This is a genomic window from Pelistega ratti, from assembly GCF_009833965.1.
Taxonomy (GTDB): Bacteria; Pseudomonadota; Gammaproteobacteria; order Burkholderiales; family Burkholderiaceae_B; genus Taylorella; species Taylorella ratti.
On sequence record NZ_CP047165.1, the window covers coordinates 1,787,710 to 1,802,946 of the forward strand.

Sequence of the window (15,237 nt, forward strand, 5' to 3'; positions counted from 1 at the left end):
TTTATGGTAAAACCTCAAGCGTTATCCCCATCAAACGGTATATTTTCATGGTTAAAGGCTAATTTATTTGCAACACCTGCTCATGGATTAGCCAGTATATTAATCTTATGGTTTCTGGTTTTTTCAGTTCCTGCTTTGATAGAGTGGGGGATTATTAATGCGAATTTTGTGGCTAATACTGGCAGTGAATGTCAGCAGACAACAGGTGCTTGTTGGTCATTTTTAACGCATAAATACCGTATTATTTTATTTGGTATTTACCCTTTTGATGAGCAATGGCGACCTTTTGTGGTGGTGCTATTACTTATTGCCTTACTGGTCTATAGTGCTATTCCTCGGTTTTGGCATAAATCCCTTATCGCTATTTGGCTAGTGGTGATAATGCTTTGCGGTATGTTAATGATGGGCGGTATTGGGGGATTAAGTTTTGTGGAAACGGCAAAATGGGGCGGTTTACCGATTACATTAATACTGTCTATTTTTGGGATTCTTTTTGCGACACCTATTGGTATCTTATTAGCATTGGGTCGCCGTTCAGAAATGCCTTTAATCCGATCGCTTTGTATCGTTTATATTGAGTTAATTCGGGGTGTTCCTTTTATCAGTTTATTATTTATGGCATCTGTGATGGTTCCTTTGTTTTTCCCTGAAGGAATGTCTATTGATAAATTATTGCGTGCGCAGATAGCGGTTATTATTTATGTATCGGCTTATATTGCTGAAGTCGTACGAGGAGGGCTACAAGCTATTCCTAATGGTCAGTATGATGGTGCTAAATCATTGGGATTAAGTTATTGGCAAATGATGCGTTTAGTGATTTTGCCACAAGCACTTAAAGTTGTTATTCCACCCTTAGTCAGTATTTTTATTTCTATTTTCAAAGATACGTCTTTGGTCGTGATTATTGGTATCTATGATTTAACCTTATCCGCCAAAGTCGCTCTAGCCGATCCTTTGTGGCAGGGATTTAGCGTAGAGGCTTATCTTTTTATTGGGTTTATTTATTTTGTCTTCTGTTATGCAATGTCTAAATATTCTCAGTTTATTGAACAACGTTTAACATTGAACCATCAGCATTAGGAGTGTGTCATGTCTAAAATAATGATTGAACTAAATGATGTGAATAAATGGTATGGTGATTTTCAAGTATTAAAAAATATTAATTTACACGTTAAAGAAGGTGAAAAGATAGTGATTGCAGGGCCTTCTGGTTCAGGTAAATCCACTTTAATCCGATGCATTAATGGGTTGGAACACCATCAGTCAGGGATAATTAGGGTGGATAATACGATCCTTGACCATAATATTAAGCACTTAGAAGCTATTCGCAAAAAAGTAAGTATGGTTTTTCAGCACTTTAATTTATTTCCACATTTAAGTGTGATAGAAAACTTAACTTTAGGGCCTATTTGGGTATTAAAAAAGAGTAAAAAAGAGGCCTATGATATAGCGATGCATTATTTGGAACGTGTCAAAATTGCCGATCAAGCCAATAAGTTTCCGGGGCAGTTATCGGGCGGACAGCAACAAAGGGTAGCCATTGCACGCTCTTTGAGTATGTCGCCATCCGTGATGCTTTTTGATGAACCAACCTCTGCTTTAGATCCAGAGATGGTGAAAGAGGTGCTAGATGTCATGGTAGAGTTAGCGGAAAAAGATAAAATTACGATGCTATGTGTAACGCATGAAATGGGGTTTGCTCAGCGAGTAGCAGATATGGTTATTTTTATGGATCAAGGGGCAATAGTGGAACAATCTTCACCTAAAGAGTTCTTTCATCAACCGAAAACGGAAAGAGGAAGACAATTTTTGGCACAGATTTTGTAGTGAACTTAGGCATAAATTGTCTGCTGTTGCTTTATTAAATTGCTTAGTAGTGCTTCTGCCATATTTTAGAAAGTTTACTTTATTATCAAAGATTTTTAGGTTTTTCTAAGAACCTATTTCTATCAATTGATATAAATCTCTAGCAGAAATTCCAAATAATTTAGTATTTGAGGGTGATATAATAAGCACTTCACTATCTTTTTTAGAGATTCATCATGGCAAACAAAAACTATGAATCAGAAGCAACCTTGTTTTTGAAACAGTACAAAAAAGATCACCCAGAGACAGATACTAAGCAGCTTGAAGGTCGAGCGCGTTTATGGGATAAAAACGTTGATACAGAACAGCAAGAGCAATTTGCGGCTGCTCGTGTTTATCAAAAGCCCTATGTTTATCAAACCAATAAAGAATGAATCCTGTACAGGCTGAATTAGATGCCTTAATGGAACCAAGTGTAGATAGCACTCCCGATGTGGTTGATTCGGTGGCTTTTGCTCGTCTGTACGGAGAACCTTTATTTAATCTTCCCCATGATTTATATATTCCGCCTGATGCCTTAGAGGTTTTTTTAGAAGCCTTTGAAGGACCTTTGGATTTATTGTTATATTTAATCCGCAAGCAGAATTTTAATGTACTCGATATTCCTATGGCAGAGGTAACTGCTCAATATATGCATTATGTAGAGCAAATTCGCCTTAAAAATTTAGAATTAGCCGGTGAGTATCTTCTGATGGCAGCGATGTTGATTGAGATTAAATCACGAATGCTATTGCCTGTTAAAAAGAGTGATACAGGGGAAGAGGTTGAAGACCCAAGGGCAGAGCTTGTTCGCCGATTATTGGCATATGAACAGATGAAGCTGGCGGCAAAACAATTAGATGAAATGCCATTGTTGGGGAGAGATTTTGAACGCGCTAATGCACAGCTAAATATCAATATTCAACAGATGAAACCTGATGTCAATCCAGAAGATTTACGATTGGCATGGTTGGATATCTTAAAACGAGCCAAACTGAATCAGCGCCACCATATCAGCAGAGAGCAGTTATCGGTAAGAGACCATATGACGCATATCTTACGGCGACTATCGAATGTCCGTTTTATGGAGTTTACCGAGCTTTTTATGGAGCGCATTAATGAGGGAGCGCCACCTGCGGTTATCGTGGTGCATTTTATTGCAATGTTAGAACTCAGTCGTGAGTTATTAGTAGAAATTACACAGGTTGAGCCGTATGCGCCGATTTATGTACGCTTAACCTATACCGCCAATACCACTATTTAAAAGGACAGATTGTGAAAGTTGTTCATACTATTGAAGAATTAAGAGACCAATTACGAGGGCAGTTAAGAACGGCTTTTGTACCAACTATGGGAAACTTGCATGAGGGACATTTATCCTTAATGCGTTTAGCACGTCAGCAAGGTGATCCTGTGGTCGCCAGTATTTTTGTCAATCGTTTACAATTTGGGCCGAATGAGGACTTTGATAAATATCCGCGTACGCTACAGGAAGATATTGCTAAGTTAGAGGAGCGTAGAGATGTGTATGTCTTATTTGCCCCCAATGAACAGGAAATGTATCCAGAACCACAAACCTATCGTGTACAACCGCCGACTGGTTTAGGGGATATTTTAGAGGGTGAGTTCCGTCCTGGCTTCTTTGAAGGGGTGAGTACCGTTGTATTAAAACTCTTCTCTTGTGTACAGCCGAAAGTTGCCGTATTTGGTAAAAAAGACTACCAACAGTTAATGATTGTGCGTAGTATGTGCTGTCAATTTCAATTACCCGTACAAATCTATGCCCATGAAACCGTGCGTGAGGCAAATGGTCTTGCTTTGTCTTCTCGTAATCGTTATTTGAATGCGACAGAGTATGCCGAAGCACCTATGCTATATGCCACATTAAATGAGGTCAAAAATCGGTTGTTAGCAGGTGAATTTAATCGAGAGGAGCTAGAGTATCAAGCCACCAAAACCCTTAATGATAGAGGTTGGAAAGTCGATTATGTTGCTTTGCGTAAACAAAGTAATCTGCATATTCCTACACAAGAAGAGATCGCTAATAAAGAACCTTTAGTAGTATTAGCAGCCGCTAAACTGGGGCAAACACGATTGATTGATAATTTGGAAATTTTTTAATCGTATTTTATGGATGATATTTCCGTATAAAAAGTATCTTGTGGTAAATTAATGATCCTTGATTTTACAAGGTAATTACCATTTTTATAAACAAAAGCATTATCCTGTTAGAATGGGATAATGCTTTTTTGTATAGCCTAAACCTAGATGGGAAATAAGTAAAATCAATTCCCCCTCAAATAAATATTCTCTAATAATTTATATACCAATAATACCCTTTTAGCCGTAATCGCTTGCCACGGGCGATATAAGTAATATGCCCATTTTTGGGATTCACTACGTGGAAAAATATTTACCAATTCGCCCGTTTCAATATAAGGCTGACAATCCATATAAGGAATAGGTGCAAAGACTCTACCCGCTAAAACGGCTTGTAGTAACGCTTTATTATCATCTGTAATAACATGGGCTTGATAAATAGGAAATAATTCATCATTGATATATAAAGGGTAAGGACGGTTAGTCTTGGTATTTAGTAAACTCCCAACAGGAAACCGTTCAACTAGCGCATTGATATTTTCTGGTCGCCCTACTTTTTCAATCAGTTTAGGTGATGCCACAATAGGCTCATTAAACATACGAATTTTCTTTACTATCCAGTTTTTATCAGGGGATTGGGTAATTCTTACACCAATATCAATTTGATCCTCCACTGGCTTTAAGACATTAAACCCTGTTCGCCAGTCAATACGGATATTAGGATAAGGGGCTAACTCTATTAATAACTGCTTTAATACCCAATCGCTATACGCGGAAGGAGGGGCTGTAATCCGTACAATACCAGATAGTTCACTATCATTGGTTTTTGATAGCCCAAATAAGGAATGTTCTTGTTGTAAGAATTGTTCTGCTTTAGGTAACCATTGTTCCCCAAAATCAGATAATCGGATAGAACGGGTATTGCGTTTAAATAATAGTTCTCCAAGCTCAGTTTCTAATTCGCTGATAACACGTGTAATCACTTGTGGTGATACAGAGAATCGTTCTGCCGTTGCTCTAAAACTAAGCGTTTCTGCAGCAACAATAAAATATTTTATTGCATCTAATCTATTCATAATCTCATTTTTTGGAATTGTGTTTTCTATATTTATTCATTTTAATGAGATTAAAAGAGTTTTACAATAGAATAAGTTAGTCTAAAAGTAGATAGTTAATTGATATTTTTATTCACTTAATAAGGAAAATACAATGAAGAATATTCAAGGTAAAGTAGTTATTATCACAGGTGCATCTTCAGGTATTGGTGAAGCAACTGCCTACAAATTAGCAGAGCAAGGTGTAAAGCTAGTGTTAGGGGCTCGCCGTGAAGAAAAATTAAAAGTGATTGCTAATAATATTTTAGCCAAAGGTGGTGAGGCGGTTTACCGTGTAACGGATGTCGTAAAAGCAGAAGATAACACCGCATTAGTAGCGTTAGCTAAATCAACTTTTGGTAAAGTAGATGCTATTTTCTTAAATGCAGGGTTGATGCCAAACTCTCCTTTTTCTGCCTTAGAAACAGATAATTGGAATGCGATGGTTGATGTGAATATCAAGGGGGTATTAAATGGTATTGCTGCCGTATTACCTACGTTTGAAGCACAAAAATCAGGTCATATTATTTGCACTTCATCGGTGGCAGGACTAAAAGTCTATCCTGGTGGGGGCGTGTATTGTGGGACTAAATGGGCGGTTAAGGCGATTATGGAGGCTTTACGTATGGAATCTGCTCAAGCAGGTACTCATATCAGAACCGCTACTATTTACCCTGCGGCGGTACAATCGGAATTAGTCGCTGGTATTAGTAATGAAGCGACATCAAGTGCCTATCGCCAACTTTATGATACATATGAAATTCCAGCAGAGCGTGTTGCCAATGTTGTAGCATTTGCACTTGCTCAACCTGATGATACTACTATCAGTGAATTTACTATTGGTCCAACAACACAACCTTGGTAATAATGATGAAGCATTACTTAAAAACTTTTATGATTTTTACCTCTCTTTTGGCATTGAATACAACAGATGTTGTTGCTCACAATACGGATCAGTTATCTACTATCACTCAACAAGGAGTTAAGCAAATGGCTCTTTCAAATAAACAATATCATCTTGCTCAAATAGCTACCTTTACATCAACAGGTGATATGGCAGGTTTGAAGAAGGCAATTGATGAGGCTTTAGATAATGAATTAACCGTCAATGAAGTGCAAGCAGCAATTGTACAACTTTATGCTTATACAGGATTTCCTCGTAGTTTAAATGCACTGACTGCCTTATCAGAGCGAGTGAAAGAAAGGCAGGCTCAAGGTTTAAAAACAGCGCAAGGAAAATCTGCTACTCCTTTAGCAGAAGATACCGATTTGTTGATGTTGGGGACAAAGACACAGACAGCACTTGTTGGGCAGCAGGTTGATCTTTCAGGATTATCGCCCGATATTGACCGCTACCTCAAGACACATTTATTTGGTGATATTTTTGCAAATGATTTACTCAATTGGCAAGAGCGAGAAATTATTACGATCGCTGCATTAAGTGCAATGCAAGGTGTTGGGAATCAGTTAGAGGCACATATTCATATTGGTAAGAAAAATGGTTTAACAGATGAACAAATCAAGGAAATTATTCAATTACCAAAACAAGAAATGAGCCAGTTTCCAATGGGTGATGATAATACAGCGTATGCAAAATATTTTGTCGGTAAAAGTTATTTAAATATGCTTTCTACTGATCAAATACCGATAGGGAATGTTACCTTTGAGCCAGGAACACGCAATAATTGGCATATTCATCATGCCAGTAAGGGTGGCGGACAAATCTTATTAGTAACGGCTGGTCGAGGTTATTATCAAGAGTGGGGTAAACCAGCACAGGAACTTAAAGCGGGAGATGTTGTTCATATTCCTGCTGAGGTTAAACATTGGCATGGTGCAGCACCAACAGAGTGGTTTCAACATTTGTCTATAGAAGTACCCGGTGAAAATACACGAAATGAGTTTTTAGAACCTGTTGCTGATGCAGATTATAATCAATTGAAATAAGGCTCTTTATAAATGGGTTTCTATAACCTTTAATGAGAATATGATTTTAATTTCTTAGGTAATAGCGATATGAAGAAGGAGAAGTAGTGTATGAACCGCCGTCATTTAATCAAAGCGGGTGCAGTGCTTACGGCTTCCGTCTTAGCTAGCCGTTTTATAGAGGCAAGAGAACGTACTATGATTAAAACTTTAGTGATTGTGTCGCACCCTTATCCTGAGCGTTCTACCTTTACCAAAGCACTACAGCAAGCCGCAGAAAGTGTAGAAGGAGTAACGGTACGTAATTTAGAAACGCTTTATGGCTTTGATACTCGTGCTATTGATGATGAGAAAGAACGCCAAATAACGCGTGAGCATGATCGAGTGGTATTTATTTTCCCTACACACTGGTTTAATATCACCCCCATGATGAAAGCCTACATGAATGATGTATGGGGTAATGTGGGGCCTGGGTTATGGGAGGGAAAAGAGTTTTTAGCTGTTACACAGGCAGCTGGCGGGTCAAGTACCTATGGTAAGAATGGGCGAATTGGTGTGGACTTAAAAGATGTGTTTCTACCACTTAAAGCGAGTGCATTACATTGTGGTATGACATATCTTGAGCCTCTTGCTTTTGAGGCAGCAGACAGATCAAAGATTCCTGATTATCAACAAGCGCTAATAGCACGTTTACAGCAATAGAGGAGGTAAAATGTTTAAACAACTTTTACTATCTACTTTACTGACATTAGGTTTAGGAGTGATGCCCTCAAGTGAGGCGCAGACAACTAAACCACAAGCTAAAGCCCCTACGTTTAATTTTGAAAAACGTACTGTTACCTTAAATAATGGTCAAGAAATGCCGATTATTGGACTTGGTGTACTGATGCTGTCAGATGAACAAACAGAGGTCTCTATACTGGCTGCTTTAAAAAATGGCTATCGTCTTATTGATACTGCTCATGCTTATAATAATGAAGTAGCCGTTGGTCGTGCTATTAAAAAATCAGGTGTACCACGAGAAGAAATCTTTTTAACTTCTAAGCTATGGATGGATGATTTTCCAAATGCAGCAACAGAAATTGATCATATGTTAGAGCGATTAGATACCCCTTATATCGACTTATTATTACTGCATCACCCTGCTGCACATGATAAAGAAGCATATAAAGCTATGGAGCAAGCGGTAAGAGATGGTAAGGTAAAGTCTATTGGTTTATCTAACTATTATGAGAAAGAGTTTGCAGAGATTATGCAGATTGCAACCATCACACCAGCGGTCGTGCAAAATGAAACGCATCCATATAATCAATGGATTTCACTTAAACCTTATTTTGATAAATATGGTACGGTGATTGAGTCTTGGTATCCGCTTGGAGGACGTAACCGTTGGGGGCGTGGTGGTAAAGAAGATTTATTTCATGATCCTGTTATTGTAGATATAGCGAAAGCGTACCATAAAACACCGGCACAGGTTATTCTAAGATGGCATTTGCAGTCAGGTTATATTGCGATTCCTGGTTCTAGTAATCCAGCACATATTAAAGAAAATATTGATATTTTTGATTTTGCACTCAGTGACAAAGATATGATGGAAATGCGTAAATTAGATAAAGCACGTCGTTTTTCAACCTTTTAAATAAAATAGTGTCCTAGGGTGATTGTAAAAGGATACGTACCATCCCTAGGACAAAATTATCATATTGAATACCTGTATATCCTTTGATATAGTAAATCTCTATCCCTATTAATTAAAAATAATATTTAGTTTTCCATACATATTCTAAGATAAATGGGGGTGCTTATTAAAAAAGGGAGGTTTTATGTCGTGGTATTGGTATTTCTTAGTCGTTATGATGGGTATTGCTGTAAGTGTGGTATACCGATACACGGTTTTAAGTTTTTATCGGGCTTACCCTAAAGACCCACATTTTTACCAAAATAAAACCTATCAGCGTTCGTACCATCACTTATTTTGCAGTGCTTTATTCTTTCTTTATATATTGGTCTATATTATTTTTGCTTATCTATCCATTATTCCTAATATCGGCATAAAGCACTATATAGCATTACCATTCGCTTTTTTCCTAACCATTATTGCCTGTGTTGATTGTAAGCTTTACCTTATTCCCTTTTGGTGTTTAGTAGGGGTATTAATAATAGGTGGTTTATATCATTTAGGGCAGGTACTATTTATTGATACGGAAGTATCGCTGATAGACTTAATGTATATAGGGTTTCAAGAAAAAATCCCTTTTTTTATCGGTATAGGTGTGCTTTATTGGCTTGTTCTCAGAAATCGTATCGGTTTGGGCGATATTTATTTTTTAATGATTTTATTAATTCTTTTCTCGGTAGAAGTTTGGTTATATGCAGTCCTTCTTGCTTGTCTGTTAGGCATACTCTTTGCGTGTATACTAAAGATAGTTAAAAAATCCATAGGGTATATTGCTTTTGGTCCTTGGATAGCGTTATCAACATGGTTGATGTTTTTGGTGGTATTAGATGGAAAAATATAATCAGTTTTGTGTCGGTTTAACAGGGGGAATAGGTTCTGGCAAGTCAACAGTAGCTGGATTACTGGAGCAATGGGGGATTAAAGTTATTGATGCAGACCAAATTTCACGGACATTAACACAGGCAAATGGGCAAGCTATTCCTGCTATTCGTGAAGTATTTGGTGATGGAGTAATTGCTCCTGATCATAGCTTAAATCGAGATGCTATGCGACAGCTTATTTTTTCTGATGTGTCGGTTAAAAAAAAATTAGAAAATATCCTACATCCCATGATAAAACAAGAAATGCAAAAACAATGTCAGCAAGAAAAGCAAAGCCCTTATATTGTCTTTGATATCCCCTTACTAGTGGAATCAATTGATTATTATCGTTCATGGTTAGACCGTATTTGTGTTGTTGATTGCGATGAAGCGACACAAATTAAACGAGTTAGTAAAAGAAATGCACTTTCTCAAGAAACAATTCAGCGGATTATCCAACAGCAAGTACGGCGAGAAGAACGATTATTATATGCAGATGATATTATTTTCAATGGTGAGGGTATAACTTTGGATAATTTACAAGAACAGGCATATAATTTTCATATGAAATGGTCATTGATGGTCAATAAAGGAGTTTGAGTTGATTTTATATGAACATCCTTTCAACGAAAGAATACGCTATATGATTCGTTTGGAATATTTATTCCAGCAATTATTGACATTTAGTAAAAGTCCTTCAGCAGAGGGTTTGCACGTTGCGTTTGCCATTCTTTTTCAGATTATGGATGTTTGTGATCGTGGTGATTGTCGTAACTGGGTACTTCAAGAAATTGAGAAACAAAAAGCAAGTTTAGAAAGCTATCGTACGTTTCCTGATATTGATGAACAGGTATTGAATGCAACAATCCAAAAATTAAATCAAGTATCTCAACAATTAGCGAGTGCTAGAAAACCGGGTAGCCATATCCGAGAGAATGAATGGTTACTTTCTTTAAAAAATCGTTTTTTAACTCCCGGCTCTACCTCTGCTATGGATATTCCTTCTTATACAGCATGGCTAAATGGGAATCATCAAGACTGCTTACATATTTTTCATCAACTGATAGTGCCGTTTATGCCACTTTATAATGCGGTGAGCCAAGCACTTTCTGTGATTAGAGAGGCTGCGATTCCCCATATGGAAAGTAGTAAAACCAATGGTTTTTTTGAGAAAAATATTGGAGGAAGAATTTATCAGATGGCAAGAATTTGGCTCTCTGCCAATCAAAGGATTTATCCCGAAATTAGTGCGAATAAACATGTTGTAATGATTCGTTTTTTTCGGATTAATGATCATTTTAAACAAATTCTTATGACTGAGCCGATTGGTTTTAAAATAGCGCTATGCCAGATTTAGGTTTTATATAAGGAAATGTTTTTGTTTCAATGCATTGCCCCGTCTAGTATCTTTTTCTTGAATAAGGGACAATAGCAGCCAATCATTTATGTGATATTTCATTTGTACACGGTATGCGTAAATATCTTTTATTACTTTTAATAGCCATCTTAGGGTTTGGCTATTATTTTTTTATTGTTTCGTCTCGTGATAATAATACCTCATCATCAGATACGAACACTAGCCCAAATAAACCCTCTACACAGACGAATAATACCGCTAAACCGACTACACAACGCGGAAGGGGAGCAAATAACTTTCAACGTAGCCTTGTTAAGATTGTTTATGCAGAGGAAAAACCAATTCAAGAAGTGGTATCTAGTCTAGGTACTGTTATTCCTTCTCAGTCTGTAATAGTTAATAGTCAGGTAGGCGGTGTTTTACAAGCTATTTTTTTTGAAGAGGGGCAATATGTTAAAAAAGGGGATTTATTAGCTAAGATTGATCCCAGAACCTATCAGGCAGCACTTGACCAAGCAAAAGGTTCTTTAGCAGAAAACCAAGCAAGACTAGTGAATGCTCGTCAAGATTTAAAACGTTATCAAACTCTGTATAAACAAGATTCTATTGCACGCCAGCAAGTAGATACCCAACAAGCATTAGTTCGTCAGTATGAGGGATCTTCTGTCAATTTACAAGCAGCGGTTGAGCAAGCACAAATTAATCTTAACTATACAGATATTGTTGCGCCTATTGATGGAAGAGTTGGTTTACGCAAGGTAGATGTTGGTAATCTTATTGCTGCAAATAGTACAGATGGATTGGTGTTGATTACACAAAATCAACCAATTGATGTGAGTTTTTCCGTCCCAGAAATATATATTGCTAAATTAGCAGCCCCTTTTTATCAAGGTAAGTCATTAGCAGTGAGTATTCTCAATAAAGAAAATGCAACGATTCTAGCAGAGGGAGTGCTGGTTTCTATGGATAACCAAGTTGATACCACAACGGGGAGTGTTAAATTAAAAGCACGTTTTGATAATCATGATTATCAACTTTTTCCCAACCAATTTGTTAATGCCAAAATTATCTTACAACAAGTTGATGATGCCATTGTATTAAGTAATGATGCTATTCAATATAGCGATGCTGGTGCTTATGTGTATATTGTGCAGGAGGATAATACCATCAAAACACAAACGGTACAGACTGGCATTGTAAATGAGGGGTATACACAAATTTTATCGGGACTAAGCCTTACAGATAAAGTAGTCATTGAGGGGCTTGATCGTCTGCGTAGTGGTTCTACCGTAGAGATTGTGCCGTGAATATTTCTCGTCAGTTTATTTTAAGACCTGTAGCAACTGTTTTATTAATGATTGCTATTGTTATGGGTGGTTTATTAGCTTATAAACAATTATCTGTTTCCGCATTACCGCAAGTTGATTACCCAACGATACAAGTAGCGACACAGTACCCCGGTGCAGGCCCTGAGGTGATGCAAGCGTTGGTAACGAGTCCACTTGAGAAGCAATTTGGTAAGATGGCAGGGCTAACAGTTATGCGCTCCTCAAGTTCAGAAGGGTATTCATTGATTACACTACAGTTTTCATTAAATATATCTATGAATGTGGCAGAGCAACAGGTACAGGCGGCTATTAATGCGGCGAGTAATTTATTACCCTCTGATTTACCGAGTACCCCTGTGTATAACAAAGTTAATCCTGCGGATACACCGGTGATGACATTAGCCATTCTTTCTCATAGCCTTCCCTTATATGAGGCACGTGATATTGTTGAAACAAGGATTGCACAGAAAATTGCCCAAGTAGATGGAGTGGGTTTGCTTAGTATTTCAGGAGGACAAAAACCAGCCATTCGTGTACAAGTGAACCCACACCAATTAAATAGTGCTGGTCTTAGTCTAAGTGATATTTATACCAGTATTACTAGTAATAATGTGAATTCACCGACAGGTAATATTGATGGGGAGAAAAGGGCAACAACCATTTATGCTGACGGACAATTACGAACACCAGAAGCCTATAAAGAATTAATTATTCATTACAATAATGGAGCTGCCTTAAAACTAAAAGATATTGCTCAGGTGGTGAGTGATGCCGAAGATATTCGACAAGCAGCGTGGTATGGTACACAGCCTGCACTTTTACTCAATATTCAACGACAACCCAATGCGAATGTCATTGAGGTGGTAGAACAAATTCAGCAATTACTTCCTACTTTAGAAGCTAGCTTACCAGATTCAATTGATATTGCAGTGGTATCAGATAGAACGGTATCTGTTAAACAATCTATCAGTCATGTACAAAATGAATTAATAATGGCGATTGGTTTGGTGGTATTGGTAACATTCGTTTTTTTGAGAAGTTTTACGGCAACATTTATTCCCTCTATTGTTGTGCCATTGTCTATCATAGGGACATTTGGCGTGATGTATTTTTTAGGCTATAGCTTAAATAATTTATCCTTAATGGCATTAACGATTGCAACAGGTTTTGTGGTAGATGATGCGATTGTGATGATTGAGAATATTGCAAGGTATATGGAACAGGGAGATTCGCCATTGCAAGCGGCTTTAAAAGGTTCTCAAGAGATAGGGTTCACTTTATTATCATTAACTATTTCTTTAATTGCGGTATTAATCCCTCTTTTATTTATGGGTGATGTTATTGGGCGATTATTTCAAGAGTTTGCCGTTACATTAGCCGTAGCTATTTTAATTTCACTGGTCATTTCATTAACATTAACCCCTATGTTATGTGCCAAATTATTAAAGGCAGAACATCATCAGCAAGAAAAACCGTGGCAACAATGGCTACGCCGAGGGGTAGATAAAATTTTTCAAGTGTATGAGTATGCACTAAATAGAGTATTGCAACATCAAACAGTAACCTTATTGGTATCGCTAGGGACACTACTCTTGACAGCAGTATTGTATATAGTGATTGATAAAGGGCTTTTTCCAACACAAGATACAGGTTTAATTCGTATTGTAACGGAAGCACCACAATCCGCTTCTTTTAAAAGTGTAGCAGAACGACAATTAAAAATTGTTGAAATGATACAAGAAGATCCAGATGTTGATACCGTGTCATCTTTTGTTGGGGTAGATAGCACTAATGCGACCTTAAATACAGGGCGTATTCTTGTGCAACTACATTCTGATAAAGCGAGGGATTCTGCTCAAGTTGTTATGGATCGCCTACAAGAAAAGTTATCACAGCAACATGAAATGCAGGTCTTTATGCAAGCAGTCCAAGATTTAACGATTGATACACAAATATCTAGAACACAGTATCAAATGACATTAAGTGTGGTGGATAATCAGCTTTTAAAAGAGTGGGTGCCTATTTTTGTAGCAAAAATTCAATCTTTATCAGGGTTATGGGGTGTTACTGATAATTTTCAGGTAAATGGTGCACAGGTAACGGTTACGGTTAATCGAGAAGAAGCCTCTCGCCTTGGTGTATCGATGTCTGCTGTAGATGATGCATTGTACAATGCCTTTGGACAACGACTCATCTCAACTATTTTTACTCAATCCGCACAGTATCGTGTCATATTGGAGGTAGAGAATCACTTTAGCCAATCACCCGATAATCTAAAGGATATTTATGTGAAAGGGACAAGTGGCTTAGTACGTTTAGATCAGATTGCACAGATAACATTAGAGAATGCTCAACTCGAAAAACAACGTATTGATCAATTTCCTGCTGCCTTAGTTTCCTTTAATCTGGAAGAGGGATATGCTTTGTCAGAGGTCGTTGATGAGATTTTTGCGGCTGCACAAGCAATAGGACTTCCTGCAAGTATTGATTTACAGCTACAAGGATCGGCAAAAGCCTATGAAAGCTCATCAAGTAATACCCTATGGCTTTTATTAGCGGCTGTTTTTACAATGTATATTGTACTGGGTGTTTTATATGAGAGCTATATACACCCCATTACTATTTTATCGACTTTACCCTCTGCAACAATTGGGGCTTTTTTAGCTCTAATGCTGACTAATCAAGGGTTAAATATGATTGGGATTATTGGGATTATCCTGTTGATTGGTATTGTCAAGAAAAATGCGATTATGATGATTGATTTTGCATTACATACCGAAAGAGAAGAGGGCTTATCACCACGAGAGGCGATACATAAAGCGGCCTTACTACGATTTAGACCTATTTTAATGACAACATTAGCCGCTTTATTTGGTGCTATTCCATTAATGTTATCTTCAGGGTTAGGGGCTGAGTTACGAGCCCCTTTAGGATTAGTATTAGTAGGAGGGCTATTGTGTAGCCAATTATTAACAGTCTTTACAACCCCTGTTATTTACTTATTTTTCCATCGTTTTCAGCAAGTAGGTCGTTTAAAAACAGAGTAAGT

15 protein-coding genes are annotated in these 15,237 nt (G+C 37.5%); 14 read left to right on the plus strand and 1 reads right to left on the minus strand.

The annotated features are described in order from the left end of the window. Positions 1–3: 3 nt before the first annotated feature. The 5 genes from F9B76_RS07810 to panC all read left to right on the plus strand — a co-directional run bounded on the left by F9B76_RS07810 (position 4) and on the right by panC (position 3,966). Positions 4–1,080, plus strand: coding sequence for an amino acid ABC transporter permease (locus F9B76_RS07810; RefSeq protein ID WP_159991612.1), 1,077 nt, complete (start codon positions 4–6; stop codon positions 1,078–1,080). A gap of 9 nt (positions 1,081–1,089) precedes the next feature. Next, positions 1,090–1,827, plus strand: a complete 738-nt coding sequence (locus tag F9B76_RS07815; protein ID WP_279267981.1) for an amino acid ABC transporter ATP-binding protein — start codon at positions 1,090–1,092, stop codon at positions 1,825–1,827. 215 nt (positions 1,828–2,042) lie between these two features. Beyond that, on the plus strand, positions 2,043–2,240 hold the full coding sequence (locus tag F9B76_RS07820; protein ID WP_159991613.1) for a DUF3460 family protein: 198 nt from the start codon (positions 2,043–2,045) through the stop codon (positions 2,238–2,240). After that, positions 2,237–3,109: a segregation and condensation protein A gene (locus F9B76_RS07825; RefSeq protein ID WP_159991614.1), complete on the plus strand. Its 873-nt coding sequence runs from the start codon at positions 2,237–2,239 to the stop codon at positions 3,107–3,109. Before F9B76_RS07820 ends, F9B76_RS07825 begins: the two co-directional genes overlap by 4 nt. A gap of 11 nt (positions 3,110–3,120) precedes the next feature. Continuing rightward, entirely contained in the window at positions 3,121–3,966 is an 846-nt protein-coding gene (gene panC, locus F9B76_RS07830; protein ID WP_159991615.1) for a pantoate--beta-alanine ligase, read from the plus strand. 164 nt (positions 3,967–4,130) lie between these two features. Here panC and F9B76_RS07835 read toward each other — a convergent pair whose 3' ends face one another. After that, positions 4,131–5,021 (minus strand): LysR family transcriptional regulator, encoded by an 891-nt coding sequence (locus F9B76_RS07835; RefSeq protein ID WP_159991616.1) that lies wholly within the window; start codon positions 5,019–5,021, stop codon positions 4,131–4,133. Between the two features lie 133 nt (positions 5,022–5,154). Here F9B76_RS07835 and F9B76_RS07840 point away from each other — a divergent pair, with 133 nt between their 5' ends. The 9 genes from F9B76_RS07840 (at position 5,155) to F9B76_RS07880 (ending at position 15,235) form a co-directional block, all read left to right on the plus strand. Continuing rightward, positions 5,155–5,904: an SDR family oxidoreductase gene (locus F9B76_RS07840; protein WP_159991617.1), complete on the plus strand. Its 750-nt coding sequence runs from the start codon at positions 5,155–5,157 to the stop codon at positions 5,902–5,904. 2 nt (positions 5,905–5,906) lie between these two features. Next, the gene (locus F9B76_RS07845; protein ID WP_201289300.1) at positions 5,907–6,986 is read left to right on the plus strand and encodes a carboxymuconolactone decarboxylase family protein; all 1,080 of its coding nucleotides are present in this window, start codon (positions 5,907–5,909) and stop codon (positions 6,984–6,986) included. 90 nt (positions 6,987–7,076) lie between these two features. Then, the gene (locus F9B76_RS07850) at positions 7,077–7,667 is read left to right on the plus strand and encodes an NAD(P)H-dependent oxidoreductase (RefSeq protein ID WP_159991618.1); all 591 of its coding nucleotides are present in this window, start codon (positions 7,077–7,079) and stop codon (positions 7,665–7,667) included. Positions 7,668–7,677: 10 nt separating this feature from the next. Continuing rightward, entirely contained in the window at positions 7,678–8,604 is a 927-nt protein-coding gene (locus F9B76_RS07855; protein ID WP_159991619.1) for an aldo/keto reductase, read from the plus strand. 184 nt (positions 8,605–8,788) lie between these two features. Next, positions 8,789–9,484, plus strand: a complete 696-nt coding sequence (locus F9B76_RS07860; RefSeq protein ID WP_159991620.1) for a prepilin peptidase — start codon at positions 8,789–8,791, stop codon at positions 9,482–9,484. Then, entirely contained in the window at positions 9,471–10,103 is a 633-nt protein-coding gene (gene coaE, locus F9B76_RS07865) for a dephospho-CoA kinase (RefSeq protein ID WP_159991621.1), read from the plus strand. The genes F9B76_RS07860 and coaE overlap by 14 nt, the downstream gene beginning before the upstream one ends. Before the next feature lies 1 nt (position 10,104). Beyond that, positions 10,105–10,860 (plus strand): cell division protein ZapD, encoded by a 756-nt coding sequence (gene zapD / locus F9B76_RS07870; RefSeq protein WP_159991622.1) that lies wholly within the window; start codon positions 10,105–10,107, stop codon positions 10,858–10,860. 113 nt (positions 10,861–10,973) lie between these two features. Beyond that, positions 10,974–12,167: an efflux RND transporter periplasmic adaptor subunit gene (locus tag F9B76_RS07875; RefSeq protein ID WP_159991623.1), complete on the plus strand. Its 1,194-nt coding sequence runs from the start codon at positions 10,974–10,976 to the stop codon at positions 12,165–12,167. Continuing rightward, positions 12,164–15,235, plus strand: coding sequence for an efflux RND transporter permease subunit (locus tag F9B76_RS07880; RefSeq protein ID WP_159991624.1), 3,072 nt, complete (start codon positions 12,164–12,166; stop codon positions 15,233–15,235). The genes F9B76_RS07875 and F9B76_RS07880 overlap by 4 nt, the downstream gene beginning before the upstream one ends. Positions 15,236–15,237: the final 2 nt, after the last annotated feature.

Bases quoted from the DNA above. Each gene is read 5' to 3' on its own strand.
- F9B76_RS07810 (WP_159991612.1), top strand. From the start codon at position 4: ATGGTAAAACCTCAAGCGTTATCCCCATCAAACGGTATATTTTCATGG.
- F9B76_RS07815 (WP_279267981.1), top strand. From the start codon at position 1,090: ATGTCTAAAATAATGATTGAACTAAATGATGTGAATAAATGGTATGGT.
- F9B76_RS07820 (WP_159991613.1), top strand. From the start codon at position 2,043: ATGGCAAACAAAAACTATGAATCAGAAGCAACCTTGTTTTTGAAACAG.
- F9B76_RS07825 (WP_159991614.1), top strand. From the start codon at position 2,237: ATGAATCCTGTACAGGCTGAATTAGATGCCTTAATGGAACCAAGTGTA.
- F9B76_RS07835 (WP_159991616.1), bottom strand. From the start codon at position 5,021: ATGAATAGATTAGATGCAATAAAATATTTTATTGTTGCTGCAGAAACG.
- F9B76_RS07840 (WP_159991617.1), top strand. From the start codon at position 5,155: ATGAAGAATATTCAAGGTAAAGTAGTTATTATCACAGGTGCATCTTCA.
- F9B76_RS07845 (WP_201289300.1), top strand. From the start codon at position 5,907: ATGATGAAGCATTACTTAAAAACTTTTATGATTTTTACCTCTCTTTTG.
- F9B76_RS07850 (WP_159991618.1), top strand. From the start codon at position 7,077: ATGAACCGCCGTCATTTAATCAAAGCGGGTGCAGTGCTTACGGCTTCC.
- F9B76_RS07855 (WP_159991619.1), top strand. From the start codon at position 7,678: ATGTTTAAACAACTTTTACTATCTACTTTACTGACATTAGGTTTAGGA.
- F9B76_RS07860 (WP_159991620.1), top strand. From the start codon at position 8,789: ATGTCGTGGTATTGGTATTTCTTAGTCGTTATGATGGGTATTGCTGTA.
- coaE (WP_159991621.1), top strand. From the start codon at position 9,471: ATGGAAAAATATAATCAGTTTTGTGTCGGTTTAACAGGGGGAATAGGT.
- F9B76_RS07875 (WP_159991623.1), top strand. From the start codon at position 10,974: ATGCGTAAATATCTTTTATTACTTTTAATAGCCATCTTAGGGTTTGGC.